Consider the following 19945-nt stretch of genomic DNA (forward strand, 5'->3'; position numbering starts at 1 on the left):
TTTCGATCGTGTAATCAGGAGTCTGGCGTGGCGCTGTTCTTCACAAACAACGTCAACTGGTCGCCTGGTTTCAGATTGTCAGTATCATTGTTCCAGCGCATTACATCTTTGATGTTCACGCCATGTCGTTTTGCGATACTGGACAGTGAATCGCCTTTGCGTACGCGATAAGTGATGCTATCGCTGTTGCTGGCGAGACGCTGTGCGCTGCTACCTGCGCCTACCGTCAGAGTTTGACCCACTTTCAGACCTGAGCTGCGCAGATCATTCCACTGCTGCAGATCTTTCGCCGTCACGCCAAGACGTGATGCAATGCCAGAAAGCGTATCACCTGAACGCACCTTATAGCTGCGGCTGTTAACGGATGAAGCATCGGCGATCAGCGTTGACTGAACGGCGGCAATCTCACCCGATGCTAAAGACTCACGCAATTGCTCAGCATGTTTCTGCGGAACCATCACATACTGCGGGCCGCTAGCCCCCAGCGTTGAGCCTTTAACGCCTGCATTAAAGGTTTTAAGTTTACTTACCGACATACCCGTCATATCAGCAACCTGTTGAATATCCACAGGGTTGCTGAGGCGAACGCGCGCCAGTGCACGACTTTCGTCTGGTGTTGGCAGTTGTACACCGTAACGCTTGCTGTTCTTGAGAATATCGCTCAAGGCCAGCATCTTCGGTACGTAAATCTTCGTTTCCTGTGGCAGTGAGAGCGACCAAAAATCGGTGGATTTACCCCGTGCTTTATTCGCTTTCATTGCCTTCAGTACACGACCCTCGCCACTATTATACGCTGCGACCGTTAACAGCCAGTCGCCGTCAAACATCTTATTCAGACGTTGCATCATGTCGAGAGCGGCTGTCGTTGAAGCGACAACATCCCGACGCGCATCATAGTTGCGGGTCTGTTTCAGACCATAGTTTCGCCCGGTGCTCGGAATGATCTGCCAAATGCCTGCGGCATTGGCGCCAGACGTCGCGTGTGGGTCAAAAGCGCTCTCCACTATGGGTAGGAGTACCAGCTCCATAGGCATGTTACGTTTCTTAACTTGCCCGGCTATCCAGTACATATACGGCTCTGCCCGTAACGTTACATCGTGGAGATAGCTCTTATTTCTTAAATACTTCTGCTTCTGTTCGCGAATCCGGCTGTTTTCCGGAATTCCCATCTTTAGCTCGTCGCCAATAGAGGTCCACAAGTCTTGCTCCTGCGCGAAAGATGTCCCATCGTCCATCCAGCGCGCCGAACTTGTAAACTTCCCTGCTTCCCCTTGACCAGCTGCAGAAAGGCTCTGTGCGTGCTGTTGTACGTTGCTGCCGTTCTGCGACTGGCAACCTACAAGCAGGACAGAGGCGAGTAATATCGCTTTTGCCTTCATGTGTGTGTCAATAGTTGCTTAAAAGACGAGCGATGATAACGGCGAAATTTTGAAAAGGCAACCCGCATTTATCTGAAGTTATCTTTCTTTGACCTTAACCATGCAAATCGCTGTTCTGGTTGTTGCAAATTTGTTTCTTGGTTAATTTTATTAATTAAATCAATATCATCTGTTCGCAGAAATAAATTAATTCGGCGCTCATTTTTCAGAATTGCGGGTAGTGTATTTTGGTTTTTTGCACGTAACTCCTTCACTTTGTGATAATAATCCTGAATCGCCCGATCCTCGGGTAAGAGGCTCTCCGCAAACTTCATATTCCCTAATGTATACTCATGGGCACAACAAATAAGTGTGTCATCGGGTAAAGCACTAATCTTTTGTAAAGACTGATACATCTGTTCTGGTGTGCCTTCAAAAAGTCTTCCGCAACCGCCTGAGAAGAGGGTGTCGCCACAAAAAAGATAAGGTTTACTGTAGAAACACAGATGTCCCAAAGTGTGACCTGGCGTAGCAAATACGGAAAACTCCCACTCACGGATGTGGATATTTTCGCCCTCCTGGACTACTTGCGTCGTTCCCTTATCTTGTGTCTCAGCCGGTCCGTAAACCACAAGATGCGGAAAATGAGCGCTCAGTTCCGGCACGCCGCCAGTGTGATCGTTATGATGGTGCGTCAACAGAATGGCTTCTGGCTGCCAGCCGTTCTCCTTTATTGCATCAAGCACAGGGGCGGATTCGCCGGGATCGACAATGACGCATCGACGATCGTTATCGACCAAAACCCAGATGTAATTGTCCTGAAAAGCAGGAATACTGATAAGATTCATACATTACCTCTTATAGCGTGGCGGGTGTTTTGATGAAACCGGCAAGGATACCTCAGACTGTCGCAGCACCGGAACGTTGGGCGGAATTGCCCTGGGGTGAATACTATCGCGAGGCGCTTGAGCAACAGCTGAAGCCCTGGCTCGCGAAAATGTATGGCTTTCACCTGCTTAAGATTGGCAATCTCAGCGCAGAAATCAATACCGAAAGCTGCGCCATCTCACATCAGGTCAATGTCTCTCTCGGCGGATCGCCGGTTCAGGTGAAGGCTGACCCATTGCATCTGCCGTTTGCGGAAAAATCCGTAGATGCGTGTCTTCTTGCCCACGCGCTGCCCTGGTGCAGCGATCCTCATCGTATGCTGCGTGAAGCCGATCGCGTGCTGATTGATGACGGCTGGCTGATACTCAGCGGTTTTAATCCGCTGAGTCTGATGGGGTTACGTAAGCTGGTGCCTGTATTGCGCCGAACGCCACCCTATAACAGCCGGATGTTCACCATGATGCGCCAGCTCGACTGGCTGTCACTGCTCAACTTTGAAGTGCTCAACTATGGCGGTTTTCAGGTACTGCCGTGGGCACGTCAGGGGGGAGTTTTATTGAGTACGCATTTGCCCGCATTAGGCTGCATGCAGTTTATCGTCGCGCGTAAGCGAACCATCCCTCTGACGCTTAACCCCATGAAGCAGAGCAAATCGAAAACGCCCATCCGCCAGACCGTTGGCGCAACGCGGCAGTACAGAAAACCCTGATCAGGATTCAGGCTGGTAGCCAGTATCCTCATGGGCCGGATTTGAGGCCGCCGCGCGCGCCAGTTCATCGCAGCGCTCGTTTTCCGGGTGGCCGGCGTGGCCTTTAACCCACTCCCACTTAATCTCGTGCTGGCCCAGTGCCGCATCAAGGCGCTTCCAGAGATCGACGTTCTTCACGGGCTTCTTATCTGCAGTTTTCCAGCCGCGTTTTTTCCAGTTGTGGATCCACTGGGTGATACCCTGTCGCACGTACTGGCTATCCGTACTCAACACCACGTCGCAGTGTTCTTTTAAGGCTTCCAGCGCCACAATGGCCGCCATCAACTCCATACGGTTGTTGGTGGTCAGGAAATACCCTTCGCTAAAAGTTTTCTCATGCTGACGATAGCGCATAATCGCACCGTAGCCGCCGGGGCCTGGGTTCCCGAGACAAGATCCATCGGTGAAAATTTCTACCTGTTTACGCATCTCTGGTAGACTTCCTGTATTGAAACGTTCAGTTAAACGATAAGTCTGACATAAATGACCGCTATGAGCACTGCAATTACTCGCCAGATTGTCCTCGATACCGAAACCACCGGTATGAACCAGATCGGCGCGCACTACGAAGGGCACAAGATCATTGAGATCGGTGCCGTTGAAGTGGTGAACCGTCGTCTTACGGGGAACAACTTCCACGTCTACCTCAAACCCGATCGGCTGGTGGATCCAGAAGCGTTTGGCGTTCACGGTATTGCCGATGAGTTCTTGCTGGATAAACCGACCTTCGCTGAGGTGGCAGACGAGTTTCTCGACTACATCAAAGGCGCTGAGTTAATCATCCATAACGCGTCGTTCGATATCGGCTTTATGGACTATGAGTTTAGTAAGCTCCATCGCGATATTCCGAAAACCAATACCTTCTGCAAAGTGACCGATAGCCTGGCGCTGGCGAGGAAGATGTTTCCCGGCAAGCGTAACAGCCTCGATGCACTCTGTTCACGTTATGAAATAGACAACACCAAGCGAACGCTGCACGGGGCACTTCTCGATGCCCAGATTCTGGCTGATGTCTATCTGGCGATGACGGGCGGTCAGACGTCGATGAAATTCAGCATGGAAAATGAGTCGCAGCAGGCGCAGGGCGAAGCGGGCATCCAGCGCGTGGTTCGTCAGGCAAGTCGTTTACGGGTTGTTTTAGCCAGTGATGAAGAGTTACTTAACCATGAATCCCGTCTCGATCTGGTACAGAAGAAGGGCGGCAGCTGTATGTGGCGCGCCTGAAAAAACGCCATGATGTCTGTAAAATCATCGGTTGGGCGATTTTTGCAGCAAACGATTCAAAACGTGAGAAAAAGCGTTGACGAGATCGGAGGCACACCGTAATATGCGCCTCGTTCCCCAAACGGGAACAGTGGAGCGGTAGTTCAGTCGGTTAGAATACCTGCCTGTCACGCAGGGGGTCGCGGGTTCGAGTCCCGTCCGTTCCGCCACTATTCAGAAGGCCTGAATCAGAAATGATTCAGGCCTTCGTCGTTTCAACAGCCTTTGTCTTTTATCCCCCTTTCTTTTCATTAACAAAATGTTAATTTATGTGGTGCAATTAATTAACATTTGCACAGCATTAGTGCGTTATTTGCACTTTGTTTGTGCATTCTTTCGCCCAGCCACTTTTTGGCCTTAATCAGACTGTGTCGCTTTGTAAAAATAATTTTCATGAAATCATTCGCTTACAGTGGATATCGTGAAAGTTTTTGAACCAATAAATAATTGGTTCGGTTATTGCTTAATCATTAGCACGATAAGGTTCATGCCATATCAATAACTTATCGTTAATAAAAAGAAAATAATGATGATAGCGAGCGAACCAATATGGAAAAACCGTCACGGTTTCTGGCCAATTCCAGTACCGCGCTTGAGCAGTTGCGCGGGCTTATCAACCAGCATGAGTCAACACCAGGCACTCCGCTGCCCACGGAACGTGAGCTGTCGGAAACTCTCGGCGTAGGACGACGCGAAGTGCGTCGCGCGCTGGATGTGCTGGAAGAGGAAGGACGGATCTGGCGTAAACAGGGTAAAGGCACCTTTATTGGTCCCGCTGCCCCTGTTGAACCGCTGGCGCTTCAGGGATTGGTTCAGCAAACCAACCTGCTGGAAGTTATGGAAGCTCGTCTACAGCTCGAACCCGGCTTAGCCCGGCTTGCGGCACTGCGTGCCACCAGGGAAAACCTCGCGCTCATGCAGCGCATGCTGGAACGCATCGACAAGGTCAGCCCGGATGACCGCGATCTCAACGAACTATGGGATAGCGCCTTTCACCGCGCTATTGCCGAGGCTGCGGGCAACCGCCTGATGCTCGGCCTGTTTGACGCGATTGATGCCGTGCGGCGCGAACCGGGCTGGCAGCATCTGCGTGAATTAGCCCGCACGCCCGAACGTGTCGACAGCTATAACGACCACCATCACAAGATCATGTCTGCGATTATCCATCGCCAGCCTAATGAAGCAGCTGCCGCCATGCGCGAACACCTGCTTAGCCTGCAAACCGCCCTGATTCAGGCGATCCACCTTGAGGACGACTTCACGCTATGACGACGATCCCGTTTAAGGACACCACGCCTGTACTTCGGCTGAATAATCTCAACGTTAAATTTTCCGGCTCGCCGGTTAGCGTACTGGACGGTATTTCCCTGACGGTCAAAGCAGGCGAGACGCTGGCGCTGGTGGGAGAGTCCGGCTGCGGGAAAAGTATCACCTCACTGGCGCTGATGGGATTACTGCCCGCCAGCGCGCAGATTGTCAGCGGAGAAATGCAGTTTCGCCGTCACGATCTGCGAAAGCTCTCGCCGCGGGACTATGCCGATTTGCGCGGCAGCGAGCTGGCGATGATTTTCCAGGAGCCGATGACCTCGCTCAATCCCGCTTTCACATTAGGCGATCAGCTCAGTGAAGCGGTCATGCGTCACCAGAGCGTTTCCCGCACAGAGGCGATGAAGGTCGCGCTGCAGATCCTGGAGAAGGTACAGATCCCCGCGGCGGAGATGCGCCTCAAGGCTTACCCGCATCAGCTTTCCGGCGGTATGCGCCAGCGTGTGATGATTGCCATGGCGCTGATCAACCATCCTAAATTACTGATTGCCGATGAACCGACTACCGCGCTCGACGTCACCATCCAGGCGCAAATCCTCACCTTGCTCAACACCCTCAAAGAAGAAACCGGCACGGCGGTCCTGATGATCACCCACGATTTAGGCGTGGTGGCCGAAGTCGCCCAGCAGGTGGCGGTAATGTATGCCGGGCAGGTGGTGGAGCAGGGGAGCGTCGAGGCCATCTTTGCCGACCCGCAGCACCCGTACACCATCGGCCTGATGGGCTCAATCCCTTCGCTGGGCGCACGTAAAGGCCAGCTCTCCACCATTCCCGGGTCGGTCCCGCTCCCGGAATCCATGCCGAAAGGCTGTCGTTTTGCGACGCGCTGCCCGTTTGCGCAGTCTCGCTGCCATGATGAAAAACCGCCGCTCAACACGCTCGGCGCGGGTCATCAGGTCGCCTGCTTCCGCGTGCCGCTCGAACACCACATTGCCCTGGGAGAGACCGCATGACTACGCCAATTCTTGAAGCCCGCGACCTCAGCAAGCGCTTCCCTGGTCCGAAAAAACTCTTTTCACCGGCCCGGTTTGTTACGGCGGTCGATCGCGTTTCGCTTGCCGTGATGCCGGGTGAAACGCTGGCAATTGTCGGCGAGTCTGGCTCCGGCAAATCCACCCTTGGGCGTCTGCTGCTGCGCCTGCTCGCCGCCAGTGAAGGGCGCGTGTTTTACCAGGGTGAGGAGATTACCGACGCCTCGGGCGCCCGTCTGAACCAGCTCCGGCGTGAGCTGCAAATTATTTTCCAGGATCCGTTTGCCTCGCTGAACCCGCGCATGACGGTGGAGCAGATCGTCGGTGAGCCGCTGTGGCTGCACCAGAATATGAAGAAAGCCGACCGACAGTATCGCGTCGCCGAACTCCTCAAAACCGTTGGCCTGCCTGCCGCCTGGTCCGGGCGCTATCCGCACGAGTTTTCCGGCGGCCAGCGCCAGCGTATCGGCATTGCGCGCGCGCTGGCCTCGGGACCAAAACTGTTGCTTGGCGATGAACCCGTCTCTGCGCTGGATGTTTCCGTCCAGGCGCAGGTCGTCAATTTGCTGGAAAGCCTGAAGCACCAGCTCGGGCTGACGATGGTGATCGTTGCCCACGGCCTGGCGGTAATTCGCCATATGAGCGACCGCGTGGCGGTCATGTATCTCGGGCAAATCGTTGAACTTGCGACCGTCGACGAGATCTTTGACGCCCCGCTGCACCCTTATACCCAGGCACTGATCGCCTCGGCACCACAGATGCAGCCGGGCATTGAACGCGACGCACCGCTGCTGCAGGGGGATCTGCCGAACCCGGCGAGCCCTCCATCCGGCTGCCGTTTCCATACCCGCTGCCCGTATGTTACCGATGAATGCCGTCAGGTTGAGCCGATTAATCAGGTGCTGGACGGTGGACGTCAGGTTGCCTGTCACCGCTGGCAGGACATCAATCGCGATCGCAGTGTTATTCAGATAGCACCGCCATCCGCAGCTTTTCTGCGCCGCCGCGCGCTGTTTGAACACGCGGCCACTCACTCCTCCCTTCCTTCAAGGAACTCATGATAATGACAATGCGTAATTCTCTTTTGACCGTACTGGGAAGTGTTATGTTGCTTGGCGCGGCGCTGCCCGCCCATTCTGAAAGCGTGCTGCGAATTGGTCTGGGAGCTGACCCGGACATGCTCGACCCGCATCTGGCGCGCACCTACTATGGCCGCTTTGTCTTTGCTTCCCTGTGCGACAGGCTGGTGGATGTCGACGAACATCTGAAAGTGGTGCCAGGTCTGGCGAAGTCGTGGGCCTGGAGCGATGACGGCAAAACGCTGACCATGGATCTCCGTGAGGGGGTGACCTTCCATGACGGCGAGAAATTCGACGCCGCTGCTGCGAAATACAACCTCGACCGTGCGTTGACCCTAAAAGGCTCCCTGCGCAAAAGCGAGATCTCCTCGGTGGAATCGGTAGAGGTCACCGGTCCGATGCAGATTGCGCTGCACCTGAAAACCCCTGACGCCGCGCTGCTGATGCAGCTGACTGACCGCGCGGGCGCGATGATGGCACCCGACGCGGCGAAAAAGCCTGACTTTGCCGCCCATCCGGTCTGTTCCGGTCCTTATAAGTTTGACAGCCGCGTGTCCCAGGACCGCATTGTTCTGACTCGCTTCGACAATTACTGGAATAAAGACGCCTACCACTTCGACAAAATTATCTATCTGCCGATCCCGGACGCCTCCGTGCGCCTCGCGAACCTGCGGGCAGGCGATCTCGACCTGACCGAAGGCATTGCGGCCAGCGACGTTAAAACCGTTGAAGCCGACAGCAAGCTGGCGCTGGCGAAGGTAACTGGTCTGGGTTACCAGGGCATTACCTTCAACATCAATAACGGCAAGGTCCCGGCGAACGATCCGTTCAGAGATGCCCGCGTACGCGAGGCATTTTCTCAGGCCATCGACCGTGATGCGCTAAATCAGGTGGTCTTTGAAGGGCTATACACGCCGGCAAACCAGGCGTTTTCCACGGTGAGCCCGTATCACGTCAATCTGCCGGTTCCGCCCCGTGACGTCGATAAAGCCAAAGCGCTGCTCAAAGCGGCAGGCGTCACCACGCCGCTGACCGTCAACCTGCTGGTGCCGAACAACCCGACCTCGCAGCAGGTGGGTCAGGTTCTGCAGGCAATGGTTGCCGAGGCCGGCTTCACGCTCAACCTGCAGATGACCGAATTCGCGACGCTGCTGGATCGTCAGCAGAGTGGTGATTATCAGCTCAGTTTCTCCGGCTGGTCGGGCCGCCCGGACCCGGACGGCAGCATCTACGGCTTTGTCCATAGCAAAGGCACTCTGAATGACGGACGCTACAGCAACGCGCAGGTCGACGAATGGCTGACTCAGGCGCGCCAGAGCACCGACCAGGCCGCACGCCAGCCGCTGTATGACAAGGTGGTGAAACAGCTGCAAACCGACATGCCGATTGCCTACCTCTACTTCGAGCCGCGCATTTTTGGTCTGAACAAGCGCGTGCAGGGCTTTAAGCCTTACCCGGACGGCATCGTGCGTCTGGCGGGTTTGACGCTGGCGAAATAAACGTCCTGAGGAGAACCCATGCTGGAACTGATTTGCAAACGTCTGCTGCTGGCCATCCCGACCCTGCTGCTGGTGAGCATGATGGTGTTTGGCCTGCAAAAACTGCTGCCCGGCGACCCGCTGATCGCCATGGCCGGGGAGGAGCGCGATCCGGCGGTTATCGCCCAGTTGCGTGCTGAGCTCAATCTGGATGCGCCCATTCCTGTGCAGTATTTCAACTGGTTATCGCGCGCATTGCAGGGCGACCTGGGGGTCTCCTTACGCACGCACGAACCGGTGACGCAGCTGATTGCCAGTAAGCTGCCTGTGACGCTGGAGCTGTCGCTGCTGGCGATGATTATCGCGCTGGTATTTGGCATTAGCATGGGGATCCTCGCGGCAGTGAACAAAAACAGTTGGGTCGATCACGGGGCGAACTTTGTGGCGATCTCGGGGATCTCGATCCCCCATTTCTGGCTGGGGATCCTGCTGATTCTGGTCTTCTCGGTGAACCTGCAGTGGCTTCCCGCGTCCGGCTATGTACCGTTCAGTGAGGATCCGGTGCAAAACCTGCGCACGCTGCTGCTGCCCGCAGCCGTTCTCGGAACAGGGCTGGCGGCGACGCTGATGCGCCATACCCGAGCATCGATGATTGCGGTCCTGAAAGCGGATTACATCCGCACCGCGCGCGCGAAAGGATTACTGCCGAAAGCGGTGATCTTAAAGCACGCGTTTCGCAATGCGCTGGTGCCGGTGATCACCCTTACGACGCTGCTGTTTGGTGAGCTTCTGGGCGGTGCGGTGCTGACCGAGCAGGTCTTCACCATTCCCGGCTTCGGCAAGATGATCGTCGATTCGGTATTTAACCGAGACTACGCGGTGGTGCAGGGCGTGGTGCTGATCGTGGCGATCGGCTTCCTGCTGCTCAACCTGCTGGCTGACGTGCTCTACGTTCTTATCAACCCGAAAATGCGAGGTTAACCATGGCGGAACTGACGACGCAAACCGCTGTGCCCGCGCTGCCGCGCGCGCAAAACCGGGTGCTAAAGAAATTCCTCGCCAATAAAAGTGCGGTGATTGGCGCGGTGGTGGTGGGCTTCTTTGTGCTGGTGGCGCTACTGGCGCCGTGGATTGCCCCGTTCGACCCGGTCAAAGCCAACTTCCTCGCGGTGCGTAAAGCGCCGTCGGCAATGTACTGGTTCGGCACCGACGAGCTGGGGCGCGACATTTTATCCCGCATTATCTGGGGGGCGAGAACCTCGCTGATGGCGGGCTGTATGTCGGTCGTTATCGCGGTAGCGATCGGCGTGCCGCTGGGGCTGGTAGCGGGGTATTTCCAGAAGATGTGGGATGGGGTGATCTCGCGCTTCATTGAAGCGCTGCTGGCCTGCCCGTTTCTGATCATGGCGATCGCGCTGGGGGCATTTTTAGGCCCAAGCCTGACCAACGCGATGATCGCCATTGGCCTTTCCGCGATGCCGATCTTCGCCCGTCTGACGCGTGGGCAGGTGATCGCCATCCGCAACGAAGAGTACATCGACGGCGCGCGGGCGATTGGCCTGCCGGATCGCTGGATCATCATCAAATACGTGCTGCCCAACGTGATGTCACCGATCCTGGTGCAGGCCACGCTGGCGATTGCCTCGGCGATTATCGCCGAAGCCAGCCTGTCGTTTTTAGGGTTGGGGCAGCAGCCGCCCAATCCGTCCTGGGGGTCAATGCTCAACACCGCGAAAGGTTTTCTTGAGCAGGCGCCGTGGATGTCCGTTTTCCCCGGCGTGGCAATTTTCCTTGCCGTGCAGGGCTTTAATTTACTTGGCGACGGGCTGCGCGATGCGCTCGATCCGCGCCACGACTAAGGAGTCATGATGACCAAAGCGCTTGATTTTACGTCCGGTTACGAATCACGACGCCCGCCGATGATGGGCCATAACGCCGTTGCCACTTCGCAACCGCTGGCGGCGCAGGCAGGAATGAAAATGCTGCAGCTGGGTGGTAATGCTGTTGATGCGGCGATTGCCACCGCGATGGCGCTGACGGTAGTCGAGCCGACCGGTAACGGGATCGGCAGTGATGCCTTTGCCATCGTCTGGGACGGTGAAAAACTTCACGGTCTGAACGCGTCGGGGCGCTCACCGGCCAGCTGGCATGCAGATCTGTTTGCCGGAAAAACGGCGGTACCCGAAATCGGCTGGGACGCCGTGACCGTGCCCGGTGCGGTATCCGGCTGGGTCGCACTGGCAGAGCGTTTCGGCACGCTGCCGCTGACCACGCTGGCGCAGCCCGCCATTGACTATGCGCGAAACGGTTTCCCGGTTTCGCCGCTGATTGGCCATCTCTGGCTGCGCGGCTACAACAAACTGAAAGATCAGCCTGGCTTCAGCGCCTGCTTCGCGCCGGAAGGCCGCGCGCCGCGAGTGGGGGAGATCTTCCGTAACCCGGCGCAGGCGAATTCGCTGGAACTGATAGCGAAAACCAACGGCGATGCGTTTTACCGCGGCGAGCTGGCGCAGAAAATTGCCGCCTTTGCCAAAGAACACGGCGCGCATTTGACGGCTGCAGATCTCGCCAGCCACCGCGTGGACTGGGTAGACATGCTGTCACGCGACTTCGCGGGTGGTTCGGTGCAGGAGCTGCCACCAAACGGCCAGGGGATCGCCACGCTGATTGCGCTGGGTATTCTGGAGCAGTGCGGCATCGAGCAGCATCATCCGGACTCCGTGCAGTCTCTGCATTTGTCCATTGAAGCGATGAAGCTGGCGCTGGCGGATCTCGACCGCTACGTGGCGGATGAAGATCATATGGCGTTCGCGGCCAAAGAGCTGCTGAGCGATCATTACCTGAAATCGCGTGCGGCGCTTATCAACCACGAAAGCGCCTCTGATTTTGTCTACGGTTCACCCACCCAGAGCGGTACGGTCTACATCAGCACTGCGGATGCCAGCGGGATGATGGTCTCCTTTATTCAGTCCAACTATATGGGGTTTGGTTCAGGGATTGTGGTGCCAGACACCGGGATTAGCCTGCAAAACCGGGGCTGTGGTTTTTCGCTGGATCCTAATCATCCGAACGCGCTGGCGGGCAGCAAGCGTCCGTTCCACACCATCATTCCGGGCTTTGCGATGGACGGCAACGGCAAGCCGTTGATGTCCTTCGGCGTGATGGGCGGCCCGATGCAGGCGCAAGGACACATGCAGATGGCGCTGCGCATTATGCTGCACGGGCAAAACCCGCAGGCGGCGATTGACGCTCCGCGCTGGCGCGTGGTGCAGGGCAGGGAAGTGATCGTCGAATCAACCTTCGATCGCAATACTATCGCCGCGCTGCGCGAACGCGGACACCAGATCGTGGTGGAAGATCCGCTGCAGGATTATAACTTCGGCGGTGCGCAGGTGATTTATCGCCTTCCGGAAGGGCATTACGTGGCTGCGACGGAGAGCCGCAAAGACGGGCAGGCGTTGGTGAGTTAAACGCGCGATCAACATTTGTAGGCCGGGTAAGGCGTAGCCGCCACCCGGCTTTTTTTACCCGATGCTAAACGGATCCGCATCCTGCCAGGCCGGAAACTTCTCCCGATACTCCTTCAGTGCGGTCAACGATAGCTCCGCATCAATTCGCGTTGCCTGATGCGGCTCGGCAGTCGCAATAATCTCGCCCTGCGGATTTACCACCCGGCTGTCGCCGCGGTAGTGATGCCCGTTGCCATCCGTCCCCACACGGTTACAGCCCACCACATACGCCTGGTTCTCAATGGCGCGCGCCACCAGCAGCGACTGCCAGTGCAGCGAGCGCGGTGCTGGCCAGTTGGCGACATACAGCGCCAGGTCATAATCGTTGCGGTTGCGCGACCACACCGGGAAGCGCAGGTCGTAGCAGACCAGCGGCAGAATGCGCCAGCCGCGCCACTCGAATACCACGCGCTCGTTACCCGCTTCATAGTGATGATGCTCATCCGCCATGCGGAACAGGTGGCGTTTATCGTAAAAATGCACTTTCCCTTCCGGCTCAACCAGCAGAAAACGGTTCACTGGCCCGCGCTCGGTTTGCAGGGCGGCACTACCCGCGATCAGCGCGTTTGTTTGCTGCGCTTTGGTATGCATCCAGGCGACCACGTCATCCTGAGGCATTGATTGCTTAGCCGCTTCCATGGCGAAGCCGGTGGTGAACATCTCCGGCAGGACAATCACATCTCGTCCGGTAATCTCTTCCAGTTGACGATCAAAGTGGCGCAGGTTGGCAGGGCCATCCATCCACACTAAAGGTTGCTGCAAAATCGAAATCTTCAAACCCGGCACGATACAGACTCCTCAAACGACCCCTTTTTGACACTGTAGCACGTCATTACGAGAAAATGTGGCAATAAAAAACCCCGCGCGCGGCGGGGTTTGTCAGAACGAAACGGGTTATGCCGCTTCAGGTTTACGGTGCTTCTCTGGCAGCTTTACCGGCTGTGTTGCCAGCTCGTCCGGTTCGAAATCATCGACGTTAATACTGCGCAGACGGCTCTCTTCGGCTTTCACCAGAATTGCTGCTTCTGCATTATCGATAATGCCACCTGACAGCGCCTGTTTCGCCAGTTCATCCAGACGGGTGAACGGCAGGTTTTTGCCCAGTTGTTTGCAGATCTTCTGATGAATTGGGTCGGCGGCCATTACATCAAGCAGCGCCTCTTCCAGCAGACCCACCGGGTTATGTGGCGTAGGGGCCAGGTACTGACCACGGCCGATACGGGAGCGTGTCGCGCTCGGTACCTGCAGGATTTTCGCCACTTTGTGGTCCAGCTTGTCGGACGGTGCCAGGTGGTGACGACCGGTCGGGAAGATCACCACGCGCAGGGCGCCCGCAACAAAGCGGTTCGGGAAGTTCGCCAGCAGATCGTCAATCGCCTGTTCTGCCTGATACATCGCATCCTGAACGCCCCAGTGTACCAGCGGCAGATCCGCTTCCTGACGCCCTTCGTCGTCGTAACGCTTCAGGACCGCAGACGCCAGGAAGATCTGGCTCAGCACATCCCCCAGACGGGCAGATATACGCTCGCGACGCTTCAGGCTACCGCCGAGAACGGCCATGGAAACATCCGACAGCAGAGCCAGGTTGGCGCTCAGACGGTTCAGATGCTGATAATAGCGTTTGGTCGCATCACCGGTTGGCGTCGCGCTGGTAAGACCGCGCGTCAGGCCGAGCCAGAAGCTATGCACCTTGTTGCTACCCACATGACCGATATGTTTGAACAGCAGCTTATCGAAAGCATCCACGTCATTATTCTGCGCAGCGGCCATCTCTTCCAGCACGTACGGATGGCAGCGAATCGCCCCCTGACCGAAGATCATCATGCTGCGGGTCAGGATGTTTGCCCCTTCCACGGTGATGGCAATCGGTGCGCCCTGATAGCCGCGCGCCAGGAAGTTGCCTTCGCCGAGCATAATGCCTTTACCGCCTGCGATATCCATCGCGTCAATGATCGACTGCTGCGCGCGGTGGGTACAGTGGTATTTCACAATCGCGGACAGCACGGCCGGTTTTTCGCCCAGCATAATGCCGTAGGTAATCAAAGATGCGGCGGCATCCATCACGTAGGCATTACCTGCGATACGCGCCAGCGGCTCTTCGATACCTTCCATCTTGCCAATGGAGATTTTGAACTGACGGCGGATGTGGGCGTATGCACCAATCCCCATCGCCACAGATTTCAGGCCACCGGTAGAGTTCGACGGCAGGGTAATGCCGCGGCCAACCGACAGACATTCCACCAGCATACGCCAGCCCTGACCGGCCATTTTCGGACCACCGATGATGTAATCAATCGGCACAAAGATGTCCTGACCGCGGGTTGGGCCGTTCTGGAACGGCACGTTCAGCGGGAAGTGACGGCGACCAATTTCAACGCCCGGGGTAGAGGTTGGGATCAGCGCACAGGTAATGCCCAGATCTTCTTCGCCGCCCAGCAGTTTTTCCGGGTCAGAGAGCTTAAAGGCCAGACCCAGCACGGTGGCGATTGGCGCCAGGGTGATATAACGCTTGTTCCAGGTCAGGCGCATGCCCAGCACCTGCTCGCCCTGCCACTCGCCCATGCAGACCACGCCGGTATCCGGGATCGCGCCTGCATCGGAACCCGCTTCCGGGCTGGTCAGCGCGAAGCAGGGGATTTCCTGACCACGCGCAAGACGCGGCAGGTAGTGATCTTTCTGCTCTTCGGTACCGTAATGCTGCAGCAGTTCACCCGGGCCTAAGGAGTTAGGCACGCCAACGGTAATCGCCAGGATCCCGGATACGCCCGCCAGCTTTTGCAGGACGCGAGCCTGAGCGTAAGCGGAGAATTCCAGACCGCCATACTCTTTCTTGATGATCATCGCGAAGAAGCGATGTTCTTTCAGATACGCCCACAGCTCTGGCGGCAGATCGGCCATTTCATGGGTGATGGCAAAGTCGTTTGCCATGCGGCACGCCTCTTCCACCGGGCCGTCAATAAAGGCCTGCTCTTCAGCGGTCAGACGCGGCTGCGGATAGTTATGCAGCTTTTTCCAGTCCGGGTTGCCCTGGAACAGGTCGCCTTCCCACCAGGTGGTACCGGCATCAATCGCTTCTTTCTCAGTCCGCGACATTGGCGGCATCACTTTGCGGAAGCCTTTGAACACCGGCGCGGAGATCATCGACTTACGCATCGGGGTAAAGTTAAACGGCAGAAGAATGATGGCCAGCGGAACTAAAAGCCAGATATTCCACAGACCAGCGACGCCAAGTGCAGCCGTCCAGGCCAGCAGAATCACACTACTCAGGAATAAACTGACGCGGTGATAGAACAACACACCGAGCAGTACAACAGTTGCGAGAATGCTCAAAATCATCATAAAGAAAAGCTCCCTTGCTTGTAGGAGGTCTGACCACTTGTGATGATATGGTTGTAGTTGATGTTATTTCCTTTAGCAATGTGTTTACAAAATAATTACAACCGGGCTCACATTGTTCGTGTTTTCGCCGGCACGAAAAAGCAAAACGCCGGAGGATTCGCATGGCTTTAGCTTCTCGCTTTTCCCGCTATCCGGTACACTCCACTGTGTTATTTCATCAATACTGAAGGATTATCCTCATGTACCAGGATCTTATTCGTAACGAACTGAACGAAGCGGCGGAAACGCTGGCTAACTTTCTGAAAGATGATGCCAACATTCACGCTATTCAGCGCGCGGCGGTCCTGCTGGCCGACAGCTTTAAAGCGGGCGGCAAAGTGCTCTCCTGCGGTAACGGTGGTTCCCACTGTGATGCCATGCACTTTGCAGAAGAGCTGACCGGACGCTATCGCGAAAACCGTCCGGGCTACCCGGCGATTGCGATTTCCGACGTCAGCCACATCTCCTGCGTAGGCAATGACTTCGGTTACGACCACATCTTTTCCCGCTACGTTGAAGCGGTAGGTCGTGAAGGCGACGTGCTGCTGGGCATTTCGACCTCCGGTAACTCCGCTAACGTGATCAAAGCGATCGCTGCCGCGCGTGAAAAAGGGATGAAAGTCATCACCCTGACCGGTAAAGATGGCGGTAAGATGGACGGTACGGCGGATGTCGAAATTCGCGTTCCGCACTTCGGTTATGCTGACCGTATTCAGGAAATTCACATCAAAGTGATCCATATCCTGATCCAGCTGATCGAAAAAGAGATGGTTAAGTAAGACTTCGCTGGGGGCACTCTTGCCCCCGCTGTTGTGGAGGTGATGTATGTGCGAACTGCTCGGGATGAGCGCCAATGTGCCAACCGATATCTGCTTTAGTTTCACCGGGCTGGTGCAGCGCGGTGGAGGAACTGGGCCGCATAAAGACGGCTGGGGCATTACCTTCTACGAAGGCAAAGGGTGTCGCACGTTCAAAGATCCACAGCCCAGCTATAACTCACCGATTGCCAAACTGGTGCAGGACTATCCCATCAAGTCCCGCTCGGTGATTGCGCATATCCGTCAGGCAAACCGCGGCGAAGTGGCGCTGGAAAATACCCATCCGTTTACCCGTGAACTGTGGGGGCGAAACTGGACCTACGCGCACAACGGGCAACTGACGGGCTATAAGTCGCTGGAGACGGGGAATTTCCGCCCGGTCGGCGAAACGGATAGCGAAAAAGCCTTCTGCTGGCTACTGCACAAGCTGACGGAACGTTATCCTCGTACGCCCGGCAACATGACCGCCGTGTTTAAATACATCGCGACGCTGGCATCCGAGCTACGTGAAAAAGGCGTGTTTAACATGCTGCTGTCAGACGGACGCTATGTCATGGCGTTCTGTTCGACGAACCTGTTCTGGATCACGCGCCGTGCGCCGTTTGGCGTTGCAAAGCTGCTCGATCAGGATGTGGAGATAGACTTTCAGAAAGAGACCACACCGAACGATGTGGTCACAGTCATTGCGACGCAGCCGCTGACGGGCAACGAAGCCTGGCAAAAGATCATGCCAGGCGAGTGGGTGCTATTTTGTCTCGGGGACCGTGTAATTTGACGCCAGCTGTGGATGGACGACTTCGTGGCTCAGCGGTTTGCTGACCACGTAACGGCCATCTACGATAGAAACCACAGGCGGCTTGTGGGTCTGCTCAAAGTAGTCGTAACCCGGCTTCAGCTGTTTCCAGAAATCGGCGTAATAGGAGTACTTATGGCGGGCCATGTTGGCATCCGTCATACGGAACGGATAAATGCTGACCTGAACGTTAGGCTGCCCGAACACCAGCGCGCCTGTTACGAACTGGAAAATTTCATCAATGCCGGCATCGGTCATCGCATAACAGCCGATAGACACGCAGGCACCGTGGATCATCAGGTATTTCCCTTCATAACCGTGAGCACGGTCATAGGCATTGGGGAAACCGATGTTAATGGCTTTATAGAAGCGGCTGTCCGGTTTGAGCTGGCTACGCTGAACGTTATAAAACCCTTCCGGACTTTTAAAATCACCCTGGCGCTGTTTTGGCCCCAGCCCGCCGGAGTAATTACAAATTTTGTAGCTATCAAGCAGCTGATATGTCTCGCCCATTTTCACAAATAGATCGAGCGTGCGTTCTTCCTTGAAGATTTGAATATAAACCGGCGATCCCATTAACTGCTGTTTATATTCTTTGCTGATCGGCGTCGTGGAGCTGTTGCTGCTGAGCAGCCCGGCAAACGACATGCACGGAATCAGAAGCATCGCAATGAACAATGCGATTTTACGCATACTACAAGTTCCTTGATAAAACGTAGACCAACTTGCCAGGGCGGCAAAAGAGACCCAAAATCAGATTATTCTGTTAGGAGCGCTCACATTAGCACCGCTATAGATTTTCGCAAGAGTCGGGCGATGAGTTTACAAATTAGTTTTACTTTATAAACCATCAAAATCACGCTGGCTCCAGGAACTTTGCGTATTAGCTCGCAATTTGGCGCACCCGCAGGCGGATCCCCTGCCCGTGAGAAGGGGAAAATGGTACACTTCGCGCCCACTGGATTGTTGTTTATGGAAACCTGCTAACCACATGTTTAAAATAAAAAAAGGACTTAATCTGCCGATTGCAGGCGTGCCCGAGCAGCACGTTTCGCCCGGTGCAAGTGTCCGTCATGTCGCCATCGTCGGCGACGATTATCTGGGAATGCGCCCCTCTATGCTGGTTCAGGAGGGCGATCGCGTTATCAAAGGGCAGGCGCTCTTTGAGGATAAAAAAAATCCCGGCGTGCTGTTCACTGCTCCCGCCAGCGGCACCGTTGTGGCTATCAATCGTGGCGAGCGCCGTGTCCTTCAGTCGGTGGTGATCCGCATTGAAGGCGATGAACAGCGTGAGTTTGCCCATTACGACGCCGCAGAACTCGCGTCGCTTAGCCGGGAAACTGTGCAGGCTCAACTGCTGGCATCCGGTTTGTGGACGGCACTTCGCACGCGTCCTTTCAGCAAATCCCCCGCTCCTGATACGGCCCCGGCTGCCATATTCGTGACGGCCATCGACACCAACCCGCTCAGCGCAGACCCGCAGCCCGTTATTCTGGCGCAGCGTAAAGCCTTCGATGCCGGGCTGACGGTTTTAACGCGCCTGACGCCCGGAAAAGTTCACGTCTGCCAGGCCGGCGGTGGCAAGCTTGGCGGCCATCCGCAGGGGCAGGTCACGTTTAATGAATTTTCGGGTCCACATCCGGCTGGGCTGGTCGGCACCCATATTCACTTCCTTGAGCCGGTGAGTCTGAAAAAACAGGTCTGGCATCTTAATTATCAGGACGTCATTGCCATTGGTAAGCTCTTTACCACTGGCGTTCTCTGCGCTGAACGGGTCATCGCTATCGGCGGTCCGCAGGCTGCAAACCCGCGCCTGGTAAAAACGCTTCTGGGAGCCGATCTTAATGACCTGCTTTCCGGGGAAACGAAAGAGGGTGAAAACCGCCTGATTTCCGGTTCAGTACTCAGTGGGCGCCGCGCAGTTGATGCGCATGCGTACCTGGGCCGTTTCCATCTTCAGGTGAGCGTTGTGCAGGAAGGGCGTGAGAAAGAGCTGTTCGGCTGGGTGCTGCCGGGTGCAGAGAAATACTCCGTGACCCGCACTACGCTGGGTCACTTCCTGCGTCATAAGCTCTTTAATTTCTCCACCAGCACGAACGGCGGTGAGCGCGCAATGGTCCCGATTGGCAACTACGAACGCGTGATGCCGCTGGACATTCTGCCCACCGTGCTGCTGCGCGATCTCCTTGCCGGTGATACCGACGGCGCGCAGGCGCTGGGCTGTCTCGAGCTGGATGAAGAAGATTTGGCGCTGTGTACCTATGTGTGTCCAGGTAAATACGAATATGGACCCGTATTGCGCGAGGTGTTAACCCGCATTGAGCAGGAAGGATAAC

The 19945-nt window shown here is 56.0% G+C and carries 17 protein-coding genes, 1 tRNA gene and 1 pseudogene; 13 read left to right on the forward strand and 6 right to left on the reverse strand.

Annotated elements, in window-relative coordinates:
- Nucleotides 1-14: 14 nt before the first annotated feature.
- Both mltD and gloB read right to left on the reverse strand, forming a co-directional pair.
- The gene (gene mltD / locus BFV64_RS04050) at nucleotides 15-1379 is read right to left on the reverse strand and encodes a murein transglycosylase D (protein WP_045134675.1); all 1365 of its coding nucleotides are present in this window, start codon (nucleotides 1377-1379) and stop codon (nucleotides 15-17) included.
- Between the two features lie 68 nt (nucleotides 1380-1447).
- Entirely contained in the window at nucleotides 1448-2206 is a 759-nt protein-coding gene (gloB, locus tag BFV64_RS04055) for a hydroxyacylglutathione hydrolase (protein WP_045134676.1), read from the reverse strand.
- A 32-nt stretch (nucleotides 2207-2238) separates the two neighbouring features.
- On the opposite strand from gloB, the gene BFV64_RS04060 reads away from it, so the two are divergent.
- Nucleotides 2239-2955, forward strand: coding sequence for a class I SAM-dependent methyltransferase (locus BFV64_RS04060; protein ID WP_014882659.1), 717 nt, complete (start codon nucleotides 2239-2241; stop codon nucleotides 2953-2955).
- Here BFV64_RS04060 and rnhA read toward each other — a convergent pair.
- Nucleotides 2956-3533: pseudogene (rnhA, locus tag BFV64_RS04065) on the reverse strand (ribonuclease HI).
- Between rnhA and dnaQ the strand changes: the two are divergent.
- The 9 genes from dnaQ (at nucleotide 3487) to BFV64_RS04110 (ending at nucleotide 12581) form a co-directional block, all read left to right on the forward strand.
- Nucleotides 3487-4218, forward strand: a complete 732-nt coding sequence (dnaQ, locus tag BFV64_RS04070) for a DNA polymerase III subunit epsilon (protein ID WP_032629739.1) — start codon at nucleotides 3487-3489, stop codon at nucleotides 4216-4218. The pseudogene rnhA and the gene dnaQ overlap by 47 nt on opposite strands.
- A 132-nt stretch (nucleotides 4219-4350) precedes the next feature.
- Nucleotides 4351-4427 (forward strand) — tRNA-Asp (locus BFV64_RS04075).
- Between the two features lie 379 nt (nucleotides 4428-4806).
- Nucleotides 4807-5526 carry a FadR/GntR family transcriptional regulator gene (locus tag BFV64_RS04080; protein WP_014882662.1) on the forward strand — a complete coding sequence of 240 codons (720 nt, stop codon included), beginning with the start codon at nucleotides 4807-4809 and terminating at the stop codon, nucleotides 5524-5526.
- Entirely contained in the window at nucleotides 5523-6536 is a 1014-nt protein-coding gene (locus BFV64_RS04085) for an ABC transporter ATP-binding protein (RefSeq protein WP_014882663.1), read from the forward strand. The genes BFV64_RS04080 and BFV64_RS04085 overlap by 4 nt, the downstream gene beginning before the upstream one ends.
- Complete coding sequence (locus BFV64_RS04090) at nucleotides 6533-7615, forward strand: ABC transporter ATP-binding protein (RefSeq protein ID WP_023332156.1); 1083 nt, start codon at nucleotides 6533-6535, stop codon at nucleotides 7613-7615. The genes BFV64_RS04085 and BFV64_RS04090 overlap by 4 nt, the downstream gene beginning before the upstream one ends.
- Before the next feature lie 2 nt (nucleotides 7616-7617).
- A complete protein-coding gene (locus tag BFV64_RS04095; RefSeq protein WP_014882665.1) occupies nucleotides 7618-9132 on the forward strand; it encodes an ABC transporter substrate-binding protein in 1515 nt (504 codons plus the stop codon).
- A gap of 18 nt (nucleotides 9133-9150) precedes the next feature.
- Complete coding sequence (locus BFV64_RS04100; protein WP_047027768.1) at nucleotides 9151-10092, forward strand: ABC transporter permease; 942 nt, start codon at nucleotides 9151-9153, stop codon at nucleotides 10090-10092.
- 2 nt (nucleotides 10093-10094) lie between these two features.
- On the forward strand, nucleotides 10095-10970 hold the full coding sequence (locus tag BFV64_RS04105; RefSeq protein WP_032637422.1) for an ABC transporter permease: 876 nt from the start codon (nucleotides 10095-10097) through the stop codon (nucleotides 10968-10970).
- A gap of 9 nt (nucleotides 10971-10979) precedes the next feature.
- Complete coding sequence (locus tag BFV64_RS04110) at nucleotides 10980-12581, forward strand: gamma-glutamyltransferase family protein (RefSeq protein ID WP_069601717.1); 1602 nt, start codon at nucleotides 10980-10982, stop codon at nucleotides 12579-12581.
- A 54-nt stretch (nucleotides 12582-12635) separates the two neighbouring features.
- Here BFV64_RS04110 and BFV64_RS04115 read toward each other — a convergent pair whose 3' ends face one another.
- Nucleotides 12636-13406 carry an amidohydrolase gene (locus BFV64_RS04115; protein ID WP_014882669.1) on the reverse strand — a complete coding sequence of 257 codons (771 nt, stop codon included), beginning with the start codon at nucleotides 13404-13406 and terminating at the stop codon, nucleotides 12636-12638.
- Nucleotides 13407-13514: 108 nt separating this feature from the next.
- Entirely contained in the window at nucleotides 13515-15959 is a 2445-nt protein-coding gene (gene fadE / locus BFV64_RS04120) for an acyl-CoA dehydrogenase FadE (RefSeq protein WP_069601718.1), read from the reverse strand.
- A 239-nt stretch (nucleotides 15960-16198) separates the two neighbouring features.
- Here fadE and lpcA point away from each other — a divergent pair, with 239 nt between their 5' ends.
- Nucleotides 16199-16777: a D-sedoheptulose 7-phosphate isomerase gene (lpcA, locus tag BFV64_RS04125; RefSeq protein ID WP_069601719.1), complete on the forward strand. Its 579-nt coding sequence runs from the start codon at nucleotides 16199-16201 to the stop codon at nucleotides 16775-16777.
- 46 nt (nucleotides 16778-16823) lie between these two features.
- Complete coding sequence (locus tag BFV64_RS04130; RefSeq protein WP_014882671.1) at nucleotides 16824-17591, forward strand: class II glutamine amidotransferase; 768 nt, start codon at nucleotides 16824-16826, stop codon at nucleotides 17589-17591.
- Here BFV64_RS04130 and dpaA read toward each other — a convergent pair.
- A complete protein-coding gene (dpaA, locus tag BFV64_RS04135) occupies nucleotides 17562-18302 on the reverse strand; it encodes a peptidoglycan meso-diaminopimelic acid protein amidase (protein WP_014882672.1) in 741 nt (246 codons plus the stop codon). The two genes, BFV64_RS04130 and dpaA, sit on opposite strands and share 30 nt — an antisense overlap.
- Before the next feature lie 298 nt (nucleotides 18303-18600).
- Between dpaA and BFV64_RS04140 the strand changes: the two genes are divergently transcribed.
- Nucleotides 18601-19944: a Na(+)-translocating NADH-quinone reductase subunit A gene (locus BFV64_RS04140; RefSeq protein ID WP_023332159.1), complete on the forward strand. Its 1344-nt coding sequence runs from the start codon at nucleotides 18601-18603 to the stop codon at nucleotides 19942-19944.
- The last annotated feature ends 1 nt before the right edge of the window (nucleotide 19945 follow it).

The sequence above is a fragment of the Enterobacter kobei genome, assembly GCF_001729765.1.
In the GTDB taxonomy this organism is placed as follows: domain Bacteria; phylum Pseudomonadota; class Gammaproteobacteria; order Enterobacterales; family Enterobacteriaceae; genus Enterobacter; species Enterobacter kobei.